Source organism: Streptococcus mitis, from assembly GCF_026782895.1.
Classification (GTDB): Bacteria; Bacillota; Bacilli; order Lactobacillales; family Streptococcaceae; genus Streptococcus; species Streptococcus mitis_CB.
Window position 1 is genome coordinate 127,009 of record NZ_JAKUXJ010000005.1, and the last position, 17,874, is coordinate 144,882.

The 17,874-nt window shown below is 38.6% G+C and carries 17 protein-coding genes and 1 pseudogene; 12 read left to right on the top strand and 6 right to left on the bottom strand.

The window, feature by feature from the left end; all coding sequences use genetic code 11:
- Positions 1-77 precede the first annotated feature (77 nt).
- Positions 78-1,535 (bottom strand): N-acetylmuramoyl-L-alanine amidase, encoded by a 1,458-nt coding sequence (locus MK480_RS07650; protein WP_268707460.1) that lies wholly within the window; start codon positions 1,533-1,535, stop codon positions 78-80.
- A gap of 291 nt (positions 1,536-1,826) precedes the next feature.
- Between MK480_RS07650 and MK480_RS07655 the strand changes: the two genes are divergently transcribed.
- The 5 genes from MK480_RS07655 (at position 1,827) to dtd (ending at position 7,493) form a co-directional block, all read left to right on the top strand.
- Positions 1,827-2,204, top strand: coding sequence for a zinc ribbon domain-containing protein (locus MK480_RS07655; RefSeq protein ID WP_268707461.1), 378 nt, complete (start codon positions 1,827-1,829; stop codon positions 2,202-2,204).
- Between the two features lie 2 nt (positions 2,205-2,206).
- Complete coding sequence (locus MK480_RS07660; protein WP_268707462.1) at positions 2,207-3,799, top strand: ATP-binding cassette domain-containing protein; 1,593 nt, start codon at positions 2,207-2,209, stop codon at positions 3,797-3,799.
- A gap of 1 nt (position 3,800) precedes the next feature.
- A complete protein-coding gene (locus MK480_RS07665; protein ID WP_268707463.1) occupies positions 3,801-4,619 on the top strand; it encodes an ABC transporter permease in 819 nt (272 codons plus the stop codon).
- Positions 4,620-4,797: 178 nt separating this feature from the next.
- Positions 4,798-7,020: a RelA/SpoT family protein gene (locus tag MK480_RS07670; protein WP_268707464.1), complete on the top strand. Its 2,223-nt coding sequence runs from the start codon at positions 4,798-4,800 to the stop codon at positions 7,018-7,020.
- Positions 7,021-7,049: 29 nt separating this feature from the next.
- A complete protein-coding gene (gene dtd / locus MK480_RS07675; RefSeq protein WP_042751579.1) occupies positions 7,050-7,493 on the top strand; it encodes a D-aminoacyl-tRNA deacylase in 444 nt (147 codons plus the stop codon).
- A gap of 38 nt (positions 7,494-7,531) precedes the next feature.
- Here the strand turns inward: dtd and MK480_RS07680 are convergent, their stop codons facing one another.
- The 4 genes from MK480_RS07680 to MK480_RS07695 all read right to left on the bottom strand — a co-directional run bounded on the left by MK480_RS07680 (position 7,532) and on the right by MK480_RS07695 (position 9,983).
- Entirely contained in the window at positions 7,532-7,945 is a 414-nt protein-coding gene (locus tag MK480_RS07680) for a hypothetical protein (protein WP_268707465.1), read from the bottom strand.
- Between the two features lie 18 nt (positions 7,946-7,963).
- Positions 7,964-8,377, bottom strand: a complete 414-nt coding sequence (locus tag MK480_RS07685) for a hypothetical protein (protein WP_268707466.1) — start codon at positions 8,375-8,377, stop codon at positions 7,964-7,966.
- A 130-nt stretch (positions 8,378-8,507) separates the two neighbouring features.
- Entirely contained in the window at positions 8,508-9,215 is a 708-nt protein-coding gene (locus tag MK480_RS07690) for a nicotinamide mononucleotide transporter (RefSeq protein WP_247942508.1), read from the bottom strand.
- Between the two features lie 117 nt (positions 9,216-9,332).
- Entirely contained in the window at positions 9,333-9,983 is a 651-nt protein-coding gene (locus MK480_RS07695) for a metal-dependent transcriptional regulator (RefSeq protein ID WP_268707467.1), read from the bottom strand.
- A gap of 111 nt (positions 9,984-10,094) precedes the next feature.
- Here MK480_RS07695 and MK480_RS07700 point away from each other — a divergent pair, with 111 nt between their 5' ends.
- The 3 genes from MK480_RS07700 (at position 10,095) to MK480_RS07710 (ending at position 12,538) form a co-directional block, all read left to right on the top strand.
- A complete protein-coding gene (locus tag MK480_RS07700; protein WP_268707468.1) occupies positions 10,095-10,937 on the top strand; it encodes a metallophosphoesterase family protein in 843 nt (280 codons plus the stop codon).
- Positions 10,938-11,012: 75 nt separating this feature from the next.
- Entirely contained in the window at positions 11,013-11,450 is a 438-nt protein-coding gene (locus MK480_RS07705; protein ID WP_268707469.1) for an Rrf2 family transcriptional regulator, read from the top strand.
- Positions 11,451-11,518: 68 nt separating this feature from the next.
- A complete protein-coding gene (locus tag MK480_RS07710; protein ID WP_049521210.1) occupies positions 11,519-12,538 on the top strand; it encodes a YdcF family protein in 1,020 nt (339 codons plus the stop codon).
- An 88-nt stretch (positions 12,539-12,626) separates the two neighbouring features.
- On the opposite strand, the gene MK480_RS07715 is transcribed toward MK480_RS07710, so the two are convergent.
- Positions 12,627-13,700 (bottom strand): DUF2974 domain-containing protein, encoded by a 1,074-nt coding sequence (locus tag MK480_RS07715; protein ID WP_268707470.1) that lies wholly within the window; start codon positions 13,698-13,700, stop codon positions 12,627-12,629.
- Positions 13,701-13,855: 155 nt separating this feature from the next.
- On the opposite strand from MK480_RS07715, the gene MK480_RS07720 reads away from it, so the two are divergent.
- The 4 genes and pseudogenes from MK480_RS07720 to MK480_RS07735 form a co-directional block, all read left to right on the top strand.
- On the top strand, positions 13,856-14,533 hold the full coding sequence (locus tag MK480_RS07720) for a response regulator transcription factor (protein ID WP_000548991.1): 678 nt from the start codon (positions 13,856-13,858) through the stop codon (positions 14,531-14,533).
- Positions 14,526-15,500: a sensor histidine kinase gene (locus tag MK480_RS07725; protein ID WP_268707471.1), complete on the top strand. Its 975-nt coding sequence runs from the start codon at positions 14,526-14,528 to the stop codon at positions 15,498-15,500. The genes MK480_RS07720 and MK480_RS07725 overlap by 8 nt, the downstream gene beginning before the upstream one ends.
- A gap of 439 nt (positions 15,501-15,939) precedes the next feature.
- Positions 15,940-17,451, top strand: coding sequence for an ATP-binding cassette domain-containing protein (locus MK480_RS07730; protein WP_004242726.1), 1,512 nt, complete (start codon positions 15,940-15,942; stop codon positions 17,449-17,451).
- 286 nt (positions 17,452-17,737) lie between these two features.
- A pseudogene (locus tag MK480_RS07735) lies at positions 17,738-17,874 on the top strand (DUF389 domain-containing protein); the annotation flags it as partial.

Sequence of the window (17,874 nt, forward strand, 5' to 3'; positions counted from 1 at the left end):
GAAAAAGGAAATATGTCTAGAAAGAAGATGGTTTGGATAAAAAATAAGCCCCGAATGAGTTCGAGGCTTAAACTGTTTTAATTACCAGCATAATATTTTTGGATTCCCTTGATAATCCCTTCAACTAGTTTATCTTGGTAGTCACTGCTGCGGATTTTTTGGTTTTCTTCTGGATTATCCATATATCCCATCTCTAGCAAAACAGCTGGTTTAGCTGTTTCACGGAGAACAGCAAAGGTTGCTTGCAAGAGCCCAGCATCTCTAGCTCCAGTTTCAGCTAGCAGTGAAGAATGGATATCGGCTGCGAGACGATTACTTTCACTCATCCGTTCAGGATTGTTGTGCCAATCCTTGTTAATCTTGCTAGGGAAACCAGGTTCATCTTTGTAAGAATAGGTCTGGATACCTAGATTAACAGTTGTATCATTTCCTTTTGCGTTGAAATGAAGGCTGATGAAAAAGTCAGCATTGGTCTTATTAACCATGCGAGAACGTTCGGTAATAAAATCAACGTCTATATCGCTATCTCGAGAAGTTAGAACAGTATAGCCGAGTCCTTCTAGTCGTTTACGTAGCTTACGATAAACTTGTAGGTTCAATTCTTTTTCAGCTATGCCATAGTAATAAGCCCCGCGATCCTTACCACCGTGTCCTGGATCGAGAAAGATGGTTTTAGAGTATTGTCCTTTTTGAAAACCTTGTGCTAATTCACGAACCCATTTTCCATTCCCTTGGAAGAGCTGGTTTTTACCATCGACAGCATAGGTACCTGTAACATACACACCATCGTCCTTAAGATAGTACCAAGCTTGATAATCTGGGTCATAAATCCATTCCTTGTGGGCCATGTAGCCACCAGATTTTAGATAGTAGGAACCAATCCATTGTTTTTGGGCATAGCGCCCGCCAGATTTTAGGTAAAACCAACTAGAGTAGCTTTGGTCGTAGACCCATTCCCTATCTGCCATAGCACCGCTGGATTTGAGGTAGTAATCGCCTTTCCAGACATTGGCCAACATTCTACCGTAGCCATCAAAAGCATACCACTTGCCATTGATTTGGCTCCATTGGTTGGATAAATATTTACCTGAACCATTGATATAGTACCAATTATTGCCCATTTGGTACCAGCTGTTTTCAAGCAAGTAGCCATGACTATCAAAGAAATAACCATCATAGAGAGTATCTGTAAATTTGACCCCAGTTTGACTATAAAACGTCCACTTGTTTCCTTCTTTTACCCAGCCAGTCTGTAGAGGTTGATTGGGTTTGGTTTCTGTACTAGTAGAAGGTTTGCTTTCTTGTTCACTTGAACTAGCTGTACTTGTCGAAGTTTCTGTACTAGCTTGAGAACTGCTAGCAGAAGTATTTGTAGAACTACTAGTAGAATTGCTAGTGGAAGCATTTGTTGTGCTACTAGTTGAAGTAGTCGCAGGGTTAGTAGTAGAATGACTCGAATCATCAGCTAAAACGACTTGACTGGATAAGCCAAGAACAGCCAAAGCTAAAAGTGTCAGTCTTTTGTGTGATTTCATGTGAGATGCCTTTCTAGAGAGATGAAATTTCAGTATTTATCGTAAAAAAACTGTGCTTATTACCATTATACACTAAAAAAGTTAGAAAATTACCAAAATATCAAACCTTATTTAAAAAAAGATGGAGAAAATAAGGAAAATTGGGAAGATTTTTAAAAGGAAATCAGAAGTATGCTATAATATAGGAAAATAATAAGGTAAGTTTCTGTTGAAATTTTAATAATGTAAGGTTATATGTTATACTAAAAATGATTAAATAAAGACTTGCTCAAGTAAATAAGAGGAGAAGTTATGGCTTTTTTAGATCAATTAAGAGATAGTGCTAGAATCGTGAAAGAAACGACAAGTAATGTCATTTCAGAAGGAAAGCAAAATGTTGAAAATAATCGTAAGAGGAAAGAAATCCAATTGCGACAAAATAAAATTAATGATTTATATAGATTAATTGGAATTAAATTTGTTGAAGAAAATTTAGAAGAAATAAAGGAAAATCCTCTCTATTCTTCAGAAATTGCTGAGATAAAAGAGTTATTTAAAGAACAAATAGGTATTCAAAAATCGATTGACATGGATGACCAAGATTTGATTTCTTGTCCAAATTGTGGAGAAAGTTTATCAAGAAGTTTTGAGTTTTGCATCAATTGTGGTAAAGCAGTGAAGAAGAGTTAAAAATGAAAGATTATACTGTAAAAATAGTCTGTCCAAGTTGTTCTAAAAAGATAGGAGTAGGTTGGAAATTTTGTGCTTTTTGTGGAGAATATGTTGATAATTCGAAACCAAAAGTAGAACTACGCTATCTTGATGACAGCAGGAGTGACTACAATCAAAAGGAAAAAAATACTCATTTTAAAATGCCATCAAGCTTTAAGCAGGTTAGCGAAAAAATAAAGGATAGTATTTCTGAAAAAATTGATAAGGGTGAGGAAGTTTCAGATAATACCTTGTCCTTCTTTACCTTTGTAATTACAAAAGATGGTGTTGAAATAAAGGAACTTGATGAAATTGTAAATGGTCTTCAAAATAGTTCTATACAAAAGGATTATCTTGGTTACTACTTACAAAGTGAATCAGAAGATATCTATGTCAACAATGTAAAAATTGAAGTGGGGAAAAAACACTATCTAACGAATAGAGATACGCTTAGACAGGGTGAGACTATTTATATATTTAGTCTCATGAATCAAAAGGGTGTTGAATGGCAGCAGGAAGGAATTACTCTTCAAATAGCTGATAAAATTGGTGATAGTTTTGAAGTCTTTGATGATGAAATTCTCTATCTTATCCCAACTGATGATCAAGTAATTTTAAATAACAGCATTCCTCAGGATAAAATTCGTTTAAAAAACTATGATTTAGTATCCATTCATCACAGATTATTCCTTGTCTATGACAATCAATTAATTTTTCAAAATGAATTGACTGAAGAGCAAGAGAAAAGTATTGCAGAAAATATCAATAGTATCTCAGATGATACAAGCTTATCTGTTTCAATTCGAAAACGTATGGCTGGAGAAAAGTTATTGCTTTCAGATATTGATTTCTCAGTATCTTCTGGGGAAATCGTGCTCATTTTAGGTGGATCTGGTGCAGGAAAAACAACACTCATCAATGCAATAATGGGAATTGAAAAAGCAGATGCTGAAATCTTGTTAGGAAATATCAACATTTATAACCAATTTGATAAAGTTAAAAGAATGATTGCGAATGTTCCTCAGTTTAGTTTACACCGTGAAAAAGATAGTGTCTATATGACATTGAAAAATGCTGCTGAGATGAAACTAGTTAGGGATTTTACAAAAGACAAGTCTCTATTGGAAGATAAAATTTCAAGGGTTTTAGAGACCGTGAAACTGACAAAGAAAAGAGATTCTTTAGTGTCAGAGCTTAGTGGTGGAGAAAAGAAGAGACTAAGCATTGCAACGGAGTATATTGCAGATCCTGTTTTATTTGTCTTGGATGAACCAGATTCAGGTGTAGATGGCAGCAATGCTCGTTCTATCATGTCTAGTCTTAGAAATATAGCTGATGATAATAAGATTGTTTTTATTATTTCTCATAGTCCTGATAGAACGCCTGAGTTGTTTGACAAGGTCTTAGTTCTGGCTAAAAGTGAGGAAGAATCTTGTGGTAAATTAGCTTTTTACGGTTCTGTAGAAGAGACTTTGAGTTTTTTCAATGTAAACCAATTGGAACTTGTGGTATCTGAAGTAGAAGCGACTCCAGATGCCTACATTAAAAAATATAAAGATTATAGAGGAGATTAAGATGAATTACGTATCGAATAAAGAACAGGTGTTAATCTATTTAGGGAAATTTAAACGCAATTTCTTAAATTCAAATGGATGGTATGCATTTGTCAGTACAGCAATAATTGCTCTCATTACTTGTATAGTTTCTGGTAGCGCAGGTTTTGGAGATAGAATAGCCAAGACCTCGTTTATTATTGTTTGTGCTTGTATCTGGATTGGAATGTTTAATTCTATTACTTTGATTTGTCGTGAGAGGGATATTATTAAGCATGAGTATCGAGGAGGAATGAACTTATCATCTTATATGTTTGCTCATATGTTATTCCAAGGAATCATCTCCTTAATTCAAACCGTCATTTTTTCAAGCATCTTATTTTTATTCTATGGTAGCAAGATTGCTGAGTTTTCAACTACATTTGATAATGATATTTTGCGCTTTATTTCTTATTTTCTTACTATATTTTTAATGATTTATTCTGCGGATGCCTTGGGCTTATTTGTTTCGTCGCTAGTCAAGAATGTTGAACAGGCCATGACCGTCATGCCCTTTGTAATTTTATTACAATTCCTATTTTCAGGTAATCTTCCTTTGGATGGTGTTTTAAAATTTTTCTCTTTTCTTACAGTGAGTAGATATGGTTATGATGGATTTTTAGAATTGGCTAATATTTCCATACAGGGGGGGAGTGGAAGTATTCAAACTAGAGACTTTCACACTGAAGATGTACTAATTAATTTTCTAGTTGGATGGATAATTCTGATTGCATTTTCAATTCTTTTTGCATACTTGGCAAGTAAGTTTTTAAAATCTGTTGAAAATGATACTAGAAGTTAAAGTCTTTTTATAAACTTGTATTAGAAGAAAATACTTCCTGTCTATTGAAAATATAAGAAGAAGACTGGTTACCTATCCTAGATAGGTAACTGGTTTTTCTTTTGGGTGGAATCCTTCTTTTCTAGTTTTCATATTCTTAAAAAAGTGATAAAATGGTAGGAAGAATTGGAGAGTAGAGATGCCGAAAGAAGTGAATTTGACGGGCGATGAGGTTGTCGCTTTAACGCAAAAATATTTATCAAAAGAAGATGTTGCTTTTGTCCATAAGGCCTTGGTTTACGCCGTTGAATGCCATAGTGGTCAATATCGTAAATCAGGTGAGCCTTATATCATTCACCCCATCCAAGTGGCAGGTATTTTAGCTAAGCTCAAGCTGGATGCTGTAACGGTAGCTTGTGGTTTCTTGCATGATGTGGTAGAAGATACAGATGCGACCTTGGATGATTTGGAGAGAGAGTTTGGCCCTGATGTGCGGGTAATCGTTGATGGGGTTACCAAGCTTGGTAAGGTCGAGTACAAATCGATCGAGGAGCAGTTGGCTGAAAATCATCGCAAGATGCTCATGGCTATGTCTGAGGACATCCGTGTTATCTTGGTCAAACTGTCAGACCGCTTGCACAATATGCGGACCCTGAAACATCTTCGAAAAGACAAACAGGAGCGTATTTCCAAAGAAACCATGGAAATTTATGCCCCGCTTGCCCATCGTCTGGGGATTTCCAGTGTCAAATGGGAATTGGAAGACCTATCTTTCCGTTATCTAAATCCTACGGAGTTTTACAAGATTACCCATATGATGAAGGAAAAACGCAGAGAGCGTGAAGCCTTGGTGGATGAGGTAGTTACGAAACTAGAAGACTATACGACGAATCGTCACTTGAAAGGGAAGATTTACGGTCGTCCCAAGCATATTTACTCGATTTTCCGCAAAATGCAGGATAAGAGAAAACGTTTTGAGGAAATCTATGACTTGATTGCCATTCGTTGTATTTTAGATACCCAAAGTGATGTTTATGCCATGCTTGGTTACGTGCATGAACTTTGGAAACCAATGCCAGGTCGCTTCAAAGACTATATTGCTAACCGCAAGGCCAATGGTTATCAGTCTATCCATACGACTGTCTATGGGCCAAAAGGGCCGATTGAATTCCAGATTCGGACCAAGGAAATGCACGAGGTGGCTGAGTACGGGGTTGCGGCTCACTGGGCTTATAAGAAGGGCATCAAGGGGCAGGTTAACAGCAAGGAATCTGCTATTGGGATGAACTGGATCAAGGAGATGATGGAGCTCCAAGACCAGGCCGATGATGCTAAGGAATTTGTTGATTCAGTTAAGGAAAACTATCTGGCTGAGGAGATTTACGTCTTTACCCCAGATGGAGCTGTCCGTTCACTTCCAAAAGATTCAGGACCGATTGACTTTGCTTACGAAATCCATACAAAAGTTGGGGAAAAAGCAACTGGTGCCAAGGTCAATGGCCGTATGGTTCCGCTGACAACCAAGCTCAAGACAGGGGATCAGGTTGAAATTGTCACCAACCCGAACTCCTTTGGGCCGAGCCGTGACTGGCTCAATATGGTCAAGACCAGCAAGGCGCGCAATAAGATTCGTCAGTTCTTTAAAAATCAAGATAAGGAATTGTCTGTCAACAAGGGGCGTGAGATGCTGGTGGCCCAGTTCCAAGAAAACGGCTATGTGGCCAATAAATTTATGGACAAGCGCCACATGGATCAAGTTCTGCAAAAGACTAGCTACAAGACAGAAGAATCACTCTTTGCGGCCATTGGCTTTGGCGAAATCGGTGCTATTACCGTCTTTAACCGTCTGACTGAAAAGGAACGCCGTGAGGAAGAACGTGCCAAGGCCAAGGCTGAAGCAGAAGAACTTGTCAAAGGTGGCGAGATCAAGGTTGAAAACAAAGAAACCCTCAAGGTCAAGCATGAGGGTGGTGTGGTCATTGAAGGCGCTTCAGGCCTCCTAGTGCGGATTGCCAAGTGTTGTAATCCCGTGCCTGGTGACGATATTGTTGGCTACATTACCAAGGGTCGTGGTGTGGCTATTCACCGTGTGGATTGTATGAACCTGCGTGCCCAAGAAAACTACGAGCAACGTCTCCTTGATGTGGAATGGGAAGACCAGTACTCTAGCTCAAATAAGGAGTATATGGCTCATATCGATATCTACGGCCTCAACCGTACAGGACTGTTGAACGATGTACTGCAAGTTCTTTCAAACACAACCAAGAATATTTCAACGGTCAACGCTCAACCAACCAAGGATATGAAATTTGCTAATATTCATGTATCCTTTGGCATTGCTAACCTCTCGACGCTGACTACGGTTGTGGACAAGATTAAGAGTGTGCCAGAAGTTTACTCTGTTAAACGGACCAATGGCTAATTGTCCTAGCTCTTACTAGAAAGGCTATTATGAAAATCATTATCCAACGGGTTAAAAAAGCCCAAGTGACTATCGAAGGTCAGGTTCAGGGGAAAATCAATCAGGGACTCTTATTGCTGGTTGGTGTTGGACCAGAGGACCAAGAGGAAGATTTGGACTATGCTGTGAGAAAATTGGTCAACATGCGGATTTTTTCAGACGCAGAAGGCAAGATGAACCTGTCTGTTAAGGATATTGAAGGAGAAATCCTCTCCATTTCTCAGTTTACCCTCTTTGCGGATACTAAGAAAGGCAATCGTCCAGCCTTTACAGGGGCAGCTAAGCCTGATATGGCATCAGACTTCTATGATGCTTTCAATCAAAAATTAGCGCAAGAAGTGCCCGTTCAGACAGGCATTTTTGGAGCGGATATGCAAGTTGAGCTGGTCAATGACGGACCAGTTACCATTATCCTTGATACTAAAAATAGATAAGAAAGACCAAGCCCGGCCGGCTTGGTTTTTCTTATCTATCATAAAATACTCAAAAAAGAAATCGTTTCTTGATAGGCCTTGGGGAAGTCTCTTTTCAAACTTTGGCTTATGTGATAGGAAGGGATGAGGTGTCCTAGGATTAGGAGAGTTCCCTGAAGGAAAAGTGGGATACCACTTAAAAATATCAAGGAGAGAATCATCAGGATATCCCATAGGAGGATTTGTAAGGTAAAACCCCAGAATCTTGGTCTAATCTGGGAATAGAGTTGACTAAAGTGGTCACAAAGTTGGTTGGAAAGATAGGTCAATAGCACAGGATGAAAGAAAATGAGCCAACCGCTATAAATCAACATCCAATCCCAAGTAAGCCCCCCTTTAAATGTCAAAAATGCCAGCATAATTCCATCTATGATAAGGAGTTGAATGGTTTTGATGGAGATGATTTTTTTCATGATAACCCCTCCTTTTCCTTAGAGACACTCCCATAAAGAAATGCGTTTGTCATAAAAGTCTGGATAGTTGTTTCTTAGGTAGTCCGCTGTCCTATAATAAAAAGTAGAATGGCAAGCAGTGATGATTGGCATAAGAGATGAAAAACGCTGAGAACTAACGAAGGCTAAAAGGACAAAAAATAGAAAATCAATGGAGAGAACTCCTAAATAGTAGAAGCGAATCTTTTTATTGATTTGAGGATAAATCTCAGCGAATTGATGTTTGAGTCGGACAACCAAGCGAAATAGCAGGAGTCCTTGAGCAAGGATAAAAATGAAGCCAGAAAGCAGGAGCTGCTCCAAAGAAGTCTCGGGTCTAGTGGTAAAAAATGCAAATAGTAGCAAATCAATGACTGCAATTGCTACAAAATGGATTCTAAAGAGTTTTTTCATGACAAGACCTCCTTCTTTTATCTAGTTTCATTCTACTCCAAACGAATGGGAGTTACAAGTAAAATGATAAAAATATCAGAAGGGAGATTATCTTAAGTTGGCTAGTATTCTTTATTTGAGTTTTCTTCTATTATCTAACTTCTTCATCATTCCAGACAAATAAAGCTCCGATTGCATTGAGGATATAAAAGATGTATTTTCCGATATTGGCAAAATTTCCTTGAATACCAGCTTTTGTCAGCTGAACGAAATTGTAAATCAACCAAAAGCCCCACTGAGTTGTTAGTTTCAATGCGTTAAAAGCATTGGCAATGAGGGACAGTGCAAAGGCAATAGTTGTTACGTAGGCAAGGAGATTCATCTTTCCTCCATAGCCGATATAGTTGGCCACAAAGGCAAAGAGGAAGGCGATGATTGAAATGATGATGGCCGCCAATTTTAGCTGTTTTTGGCTCATTTGGTTGGGTCTGCCTTCTTGCGAAGCTTCCCATTTCTTAATAGCAAAGGTATAAATGAGGAAGGTGACGGGATAGGTAATGATGGCCGCCTTATTTCCAAGGATATAATCAATAGCACCGGACAAAATGGTATTAACAATACCAAAGTAGTTTCCCCATTTGCTTAATTTCCCCGTGAAACGAGTGGACAACATGGAAATCCCAACGTTGGTTACGGAAATCAATCCAAAGGGAACAAGAGCTGTCCATGGGCCCCAGTCTACAAATTTATCGAGGCGGGAGTTGAGGTAACCAGATGCAATCGCAATCCCAACGACCAGAGCAACTCCAAAGAGGTCAAACCATTTGGATGTCGCAAAAATTTTTAGTGATTTTTTCATATATTAAAATATCTTTCTTTTTTAACAAATATTATACAACTAAATGAAAGCAAAATCAAATGATAAAAATAAAACCCTGAAAATCAAATTTTCAGGGTTGGTAGGGGACTTGAGAAATTAGTTGATTTTCTCGACATAGAGTTGTTTGGCAATGTCCATATTCACTTGTAAATCCTCGTCTTTACTAAGGATAGTGAAGGTGTTGCTGAAGCCATCAAACTGCTTGACTTGGAGATGGTCACCGATGTGGAGTGAGTGCTTATCCAGATAATGGAGAATGTCAAAACTATCGTGCACCCGAGTCAGGCGATAGGAGCCAGCTTCCTTGATGTCAGCTAGTGGTAGGTTATTGATTTCAACTAAGAGTTCTCCCTTGGCAGGAATGGTTCCTCCGTGGGGGCAGGTCTTGGGGAATCCAAGTAGTTTATCTAGTCTCTCCACGAATAAATCAGAGACAGTGTGTTCCAATACCTCAGCTTCCTCGTGAATCTGGTCACTTGTATAGTCTAAATGATGAACTAGAAAAACTTCAATCAAACGGTGCTTACGATAGAGCTCAGAGACCAGTTTGAGGCCGATGTCAGTCAGTAGATAACCGCATTCCTTGTCCTTGAGGATGAGATTTTCGCTCTTCATCCGTTTAATCATTTCAGTTACGGCAGGGGGAGAGACTTGCATACGAGCAGCAATTTCCTTGTTGGTAATTTTATGCAGGTCTATGCCAATTTCATAAATACACTTTAGATAATCTTCTTTATTCGGGGTCATTCGTTTCCTCTTGTTTAATATCTTTATCTAGTATATCAAAAAAAGCTAGATTTCTCTAGCTGTGACTTTTTATGTTATACTTATTGCAAGAGAAAAAACGAGGAGATGAATATGACAAAAATAGCTCTTCTTTCAGATATTCATGGAAATACTACAGCCTTGGAGGCTGTTTTGGCAGATACTCGGCAGCTAGGAGTGGATGAATACTGGCTTCTGGGAGATATTCTCATGCCAGGGACAGGGCGTAGAAGGATTTTGGACTTGTTGGCTCAACTACCGATTACGGCTAGAGTTTTGGGAAACTGGGAAGACAGTCTTTGGCATGGTGTCCGTAAGGAATTGGATAGTACTCGTCCCAGTCAACGCTATCTCTTGCGCCAGTGCCAGTATGTTTTAGAGGAAATTTCCCTAGAAGAAATTGAACTGCTCCACAATCAACCTCTCCAGATTCATCGTCAGTTTGGTGATTTGACGGTGGGAATTAGCCACCATCTTCCTGATAAGAACTGGGGGCGAGAGTTGATTCATACTGGAGCGCAAGAGGATTTTGACCGCTTGGTGACCAATCCCCCTTGTGATATTGCTGTTTATGGTCATATTCACCAGCAGTTGCTTCGTTACGGGACTGGTGGGCAATTGATTGTCAATCCGGGTTCAATTGGCCAGCCTTTCTTTCTAGATGCCCAGTTGCGGAAAGACTTACGGGCCCAGTATATGATTTTAGAGTTTGATGACAAGGGCTTGGTAGATATGGACTTCCGACGAGTGGACTACGATGTGGCAGCTGAATTGCAACTGGCTAAAGACCTGAAACTTCCTTATTTTGAGGTTTACTATGAAAGTCTGGTCAATGGTATTCACCATACCCATCATCAGGAATTTCTGAGAGAATTGGCCCAGAAAGAGGGTTATGATAGGGAATTAGATGCCTGGTTGAAGGGTGGTAATGATTGACATTACAACTAAAAAGGGTATAATAAAAGAAACAGAAGAGTAGAGGCAGGGTGGCCTCGTAAAAAGGAGAAGAGTATGCAAATTCCAAGTAGATTTACCATTGCGACTCATATGCTGATTATCATTGCCCTCAAGGGGAAGGAAAGCAAGGTGACCAGTGATTTTCTGGCTGCTAGTGTTGGGGTTAACCCTGTCATTATCAGAAAAACCTTGTCCCAGTTGAAGAAGGCAGAACTGATTTCAGTAGCGCGTGGAACAGGGGGAACAGAGATTGTCAAGGACCTCAGGGATATTAGTCTATTAGATGTTTATCAGGCTGTAGAGTGTCTTGGCAAGACAGGTCAACTCTTTAGTTTCCATGACAATCCAAATCCAAATTGCCCAGTCGGAGCTCATATTCATGAGGTTTTGGATCAAAAATTGGAGAGAATCCAGCTGGCTATGGAGGCTGAACTTGGTCAGACCAGTCTAGAACAAGTTGTGGCCGATGCAGAGAGTCAAATGAAGGAGTAAGAGGGATAGATGCCCTCTTTTTCTCTATGTAAAATTGTGATAAAATAGAATCATTAAAGGAGGAAGAAATGTATCTCGTTATAGGAATTGTATTAGCATTTATAGTGTCATTTTGGAAGGATAATAGAAGTTTGTGGAATCCAGTATTATTCTTATTATCCCTCATTTCCAGTTATTTTTATCTAGGCTACCTTTTTTATCAAAATGGGTATGAGAAGATTCATTTCGCTTTTTTTATATTTCCCTTTATTTTACTTCCTTTTTTGCTTTTTCTAAGTGGCATCTTTCTAATCTATAATGGGGTCATTTTGTTGAAGCGAGAGGGACGTTCAAAGGCTAATTATCTCTCCATGCTCCTTGGAATAGTCATTTTGCTATTTTTTGCTTTGATGTCATTTCGATTGGGAGGACGACATGAATTATTTTACACCAATCACTTTCTAAATATTTTATTTGCATTTATTGCTTATTCTTACTTTATTTTTGGTTTTGCTTTTGTGGCTTTTATTCTGTACTCTATCTTGTATCTCTTTATTCCTAAGAAGAAGCATTATGATTTTATTATCATTCATGGTGCAGGTTTGTTAGACGGAGAAAAGGTAACACCTTTGCTGAAGAGGAGAATTGATAAGGCAGTGGAAGCTTATCACAAGTCTAAGAATCCTCATATCAAAATCATTGCCAGTGGTGGTCAAGGAGGAGATGAGAAGATTTCTGAAGCGCAGGCCATTACAAACTATCTTCTTGAAGAGACAGATGTTCCCCAAGATGCGATTATTCTGGAAGATCAATCAAGGACTACCTACGAGAACCTTCTCTTTTCTAAGGAACTTGGTGAGGAACTGGTAGCCAAACCTCAATTCCTCTTTGTTACAAATGACTATCATGTTTTTCGTACCAGTACCTATGCGCGTAAGTTAAATATGAAGGGAGATGGCCTCGGATGTAGGACGGCAGGCTACTACATACCATCTGCTTTTATTCGGGAGTACGTAGCGCTCTGTGTCAAGATGAAATGGCTCTTCCTTGCCTTGTATGTTCTGCTGTTAGTTATCATTTTGTTAGCCTATAAAGGGGTTATTTGGTAGTTAGATTTTATTAAAAAAGACTTAGAATGCACATGAAAGTCTGTGTTCTAGGTCTTTTGTTTTATATACATTTGATTTTTGAAAGCTACTATCTATTTTTCCAGGCTTGGTAACGGGTATCAATTAATAACTGGGTGAGGCGTCCCATGGTTTCCCTTTCTTCTGGAGTGAGAGATTGCGCTTGGACAAAGAGATGATGAATGTGTTCAATAGCCTTGAAGGAAGATAGGTCATTAATGGAGCTAATCCCAGCATCTAGAATGGTGCCAAAGAAGAGGTCGAAGTAGAGCTGAAGTTCCTCGTCAGGGACTGTTGCTACCCACTCCTTGAAGGTTGTGTCTACTTGTTGACTATCACTGTTGGTCTTATCCAGTTGGACGAAGTGCTTGTTCTCAATTTGCCAACTAAAGGTATCGTGCTGGGCGATGCCAGCTAAGGCAGTGCTGTGCACGATGATTTGGTGGGCAGGAATTTCCAGCATCCTACCGATAATGGAACCTTGTGGAATGAAGACCTTGGTTTTATCCATTATCCTTTGATAGCCCTCGCTTTGTGTCAATTCTGTGTGGAGACCAGGCGCATCAAAGGTATAAACTGCTGTGATCTGATCTTGCAAGTTTTGCTCAATTTGACTAGCAGCATAGATGGCTAAATTTCCTCCCTTGGAATGCCCAGCCAGAATGACCTTTTGCTTAGGATGGTGGGCAAAAAACTTCTTTAAATAGTGGAGAGCGTGCTTTTGAGCAGGAATTTCCTTCATATAGGTTAGGTGGAAATCTTCCTTCCAGCCAATGATGCTGTCATCAGTCCCACGAAAGACAATCAGATAGGTATCGAGAGTGAGGCGGTAGGTCATAGCTGCAAATTGCTTTTGCAGCTCAGGGTCGATGTCGTTGACAAAATGGGAGAGTTTGCAATTTTTGAATCGTTTGTGTTGAGCTAGTTCATCTAATAGCTGGAGGCGATTTTTACTAGTCAACATGTTAGGCTCCCTTGGAACCTGAGGTGCCAGGTCTAAAAGTCGCTGAGGATTTGTGGAGACCAGATTATCAAAGGAGAGGTAGGTTGTTTCTGTTAAGGCTAAAACATCTAATTCATTCAAAGGTAGGTCGTAAAAGGAATCGTGTGCGACATCTTTCAGATAGCCAAAAATATTGGGCATAAGAACTCCTTTCTTTGTATTTATCTTATCAAATTTCCCTCAAATTAGCTAGTAGGATTGTCTTGCTTTGTTGGCTAAAAACAAGCTCTTTCAAATTCAGTTTCAGACCTTCTAGCATGGAAAAATCTGTTATAATAATAGAAAAGGAGGAGCGCATGCACAAGATTTTATTAGTAGAAGATGATCAGGTCATTCGTCAACAGGTCGGGAAAATGCTCTCTGAATGGGGATTTGAAGTGGTGCTGGTAGAAGACTTTATGGAAGTTTTGAGTCTTTTTGTCCAGTCGGAGCCTCATCTGGTCCTCATGGATATTGGTTTGCCCTTGTTTAATGGCTATCACTGGTGTCAGGAAATTCGCAAGATTTCCAAGGTCCCCATCATGTTTCTGTCTTCGAGAGACCAGGCTATGGATATTGTCATGGCAATCAATATGGGGGCGGATGACTTTGTGACCAAGCCTTTTGACCAGCAGGTTCTTTTAGCCAAGGTTCAGGGCTTGTTGCGTCGTTCCTATGAGTTTGGGCGTGACGAAAGTTTACTGGAATATGCCGGTGTGATCCTCAATACCAAATCCATGGATTTACATTATCAAGGCCAAGTCTTGAATTTGACTAAGAATGAATTCCAGATTTTACGAGTGCTGTTTGAGCATGCGGGTAATATCGTAGCGCGTGATGACCTGATGCGGGAACTTTGGAACAGTGACTTTTTCATTGATGATAATACCCTCTCTGTCAATGTGGCTCGTTTGCGTAAAAAATTGGAAGAGCAGGGCTTGGTAGGATTTATCGAAACCAAGAAAGGAATAGGGTACGGATTAAAGCATGCTTGATTGGAAACAATTTTTTCTAGCCTATCTGCGCTCCCGTAGTCGTCTGTTTGTCTATCTGCTTGCTTTAGCATTTCTGCTCTTACTCTTTCAGTTTTTATTTGCTAGTTTAGGAATTTACTTTCTCTACTTTTTCCTCTTGTGTTGCTTTGTAACCATCTTATTTTTCACTTGGGACATATTGGTGGAGATGCAGGTCTATCGCAAGGAAGTTCTCTACGAGGAGAGAGAAGCCAAATCACCGTTGGAAGTAGCTTTAGCAGAAAAATTAGAAGCTCGTGAGCTGGAACTCTATCAGCAGAGGTCAGATTCAGAAAGAAAACTGACGGATTTGCTGGATTACTATACCTTGTGGGTCCATCAGATTAAGACCCCCATTGCAGCTAGTCAACTCTTAGTTGCAGAAGTAGCCGACCGCCAACTGAAGCAGCAATTAGAACAGGAAATTTTCAAGATTGATTCCTATACCAATCTAGTTTTACAGTACCTGCGTTTAGAAAGTTTCCATGATGATTTGGTCTTAAAGCAGGTTCAAATTGAGGACTTGGTCAAGGAAATAATTCGTAAATATGCTCTTTTCTTTATTCAAAAAGGCTTAAATGTCAATCTACATGACCTTGATAAAGAAATCGTGACGGATAAAAAGTGGCTGCTAGTGGTTATTGAACAAATTATCTCAAACAGTCTCAAGTACACTAATGAAGGTGGTCTGGAGATTTATATGGAGGGGCAAGAGCTTTGTATCAAGGATACGGGAATCGGGATAAAAAACAGTGATGTCCTCCGAGTATTTGAACGTGGATTTTCAGGATATAATGGGCGCCTAACCCAGCAGTCATCTGGCCTTGGCCTTTACCTATCTAAGAAAATTTCTGAAGAACTGGGGCACCAGATTCGTATCGAGTCTGAGGTTGGAAAAGGAACGATAGTGCGGATTCAGTTTACTCAAGTGAACTTAGTCCTTGAGTGAGAAGAGACAATGAGTTTTTACCCAATCTCTTTTTGCTATATTTCAGGATATTTGAAGACTGTTTTTTACAAAACCAATAATAGAATTTTTAATACGGAATATAGTATAAATACTGGTTCAAAGTGAAGTTTTGTATGCTTTATACTTTTGTTGACTATAAAATCTATAAACTAAGGGTGAATTACAAAAATTAATTTGAGATGAAGTGAATTGTAGACTTGGGAAATGTCTCCTATTCGATTTCAGAATGAATCGTTGATACAGGATTAAAAGAACTGCAGCTTTCTTTTTATTTTGAATGATAGTAAAAACTGCAGTACTTGTGTGATTTACAATTATTGCACTCAATGTCCGAGTATCGCACTATCTGAAATAGGGAATAGTAGAGATTGTTCTGCGATATGTAAAAAAAAAAACGCATTAGCAAGGAGTATCGTATATGCTACCATATCTTAAAACTATTAGATGGTATCTCTTCTTTAATTTTCTTTTTGGTGTAGTATCGAATATCTGCACAGCTTTGTTACCGTATTTCACGCAGGCATTAATCAAAGGGGATTATCAAGTAGCTCTATATGGTTACTCTATGTCAGTGGCAGGCTATTTGAGTTGTAACTATATCCAAATGATACTTGATTGGAAGCAGGGGATTATCTTTTCGACTACTTTGAAAAATGAGTGGTTTCGTTCACTTCTGGGACTCAGTCACCACGATTTCAAGCAGAAAACAGTAGCAGAGTATATTTCCTATCAATCTAATGACCTAGATTCGTTGGAAAAGGATTACCTTCCTCCATTGATGAGTTTTATCAAACAAATTTTACGTATCATCATTTACGCTTTCATTATTAGCAGAACAATTAATCCTATTGTATCACTGATTTTAATCTTTTCTACTGGAATTAGTATTCAAATTCCTAAAATCGTTGGGAAGTTGACCGCTAATCGTAGACAGGTTTACTTGAAAAAACAAGGAGATTACTATCGAACTTTGGAGGATTTGCTCATGGGACATCATTTGGTAAATAAACTAACTATGTCGCATTTTTTGAATCAACAAAAGAGCTCTCTAAAGAATTTGCAGGATAAGTATTTTAAGTATGGTTTGACAAAAATTACAGGCATATTATTGACAGGTGTTTCTTTTGAATTCATTAGTCTTGTTCTGTTTATTTATTTAGCCTACTCTCTATCTCACCAGCAACTCGGTATTCCTGAGGTGGTGGCGAGTTTCGGATATATTAATGCTTTTTCTGAACCAATACAGGAAATCCTTTATGATTTACAAATGTTAGAGTCCGTAAAGCCTGTAATCAAGAGTTTTCAAAACATTGTTGGGAGACCCGTTTCAGTTCAAGCACCTCAACATTCTTTTGATACGATTACTTTGAAAAACATTTCCAAACAACTGGGAGAATCAAAATTGATAATTACTTCCGCTACGATTCAAAAAGGGGATAAAATTGCGCTTATTGGTAAGAATGGTTCTGGAAAAAGTAGTCTTCTCAACATTTTAAATGGAACAGATGAAGATTTTGAAGGACAAATTGTGCTAGATGGGCTTGTTTTGGACCATCTTTGGGGAAGATTCGGTATGATTCTGCAACAAGAACATACATTTATTTCGAGTTATGAAAATAATGTAACGCTATTCAATAGTTTCAATGAAAAATTCAGAGAAGAAGATTTTGAAAAAATTCCACCACAATCCCTGTCAGGTGGTCAGCAACAACGAATGTATTTAAATCGTGAGAAAAATCGTAAAAATCCATTGCTTATCCTAGACGAACCTTTCTCTGCCTTGGATACTAATCAGTTTAAAATGGAATTGGAAAGAGTTCTGGAACTACCAAGTGCCGTCATTGTTACTTTACATCGCCAAAACGAATTATTAAGTAAGTTTGACCAAGTTTGGGAAATTAAGAATGGAGAACTTGTAATTTTGAAATAGCTAAATTATAAAGAATAAAACGCATAGTATCAAGGTTCAGGAGATGCAGTCTTTTGTTCTTTGGATAAGGAAACAAAAGTTTCTTTCTCTATCTGTTAAATTGATAGATTTCTTCAGAGAAAGACTGTAAAATTTTTGATATAATGTTAAGGATGGATTGACGGATACTTAGAGGATAATTTTCAAAAGTATAACAGGTGAGAAGAAACATATGTAAGATTGGACAAAAGTCTCTCTACCATCATCCATGCAGAAACAAGATTATATGAAATAAAAGGAGTAACCAATGAACGGAAATTATTCAACACGGGAATACCGTGAGAAATTATACGATGACCTTCATGTTCGATTGAGAGATACAGCGATTTTGATGTGTGCAATTTTTATTGCCTCTATCGGTCTAAATATGAATTCAACAGCTGT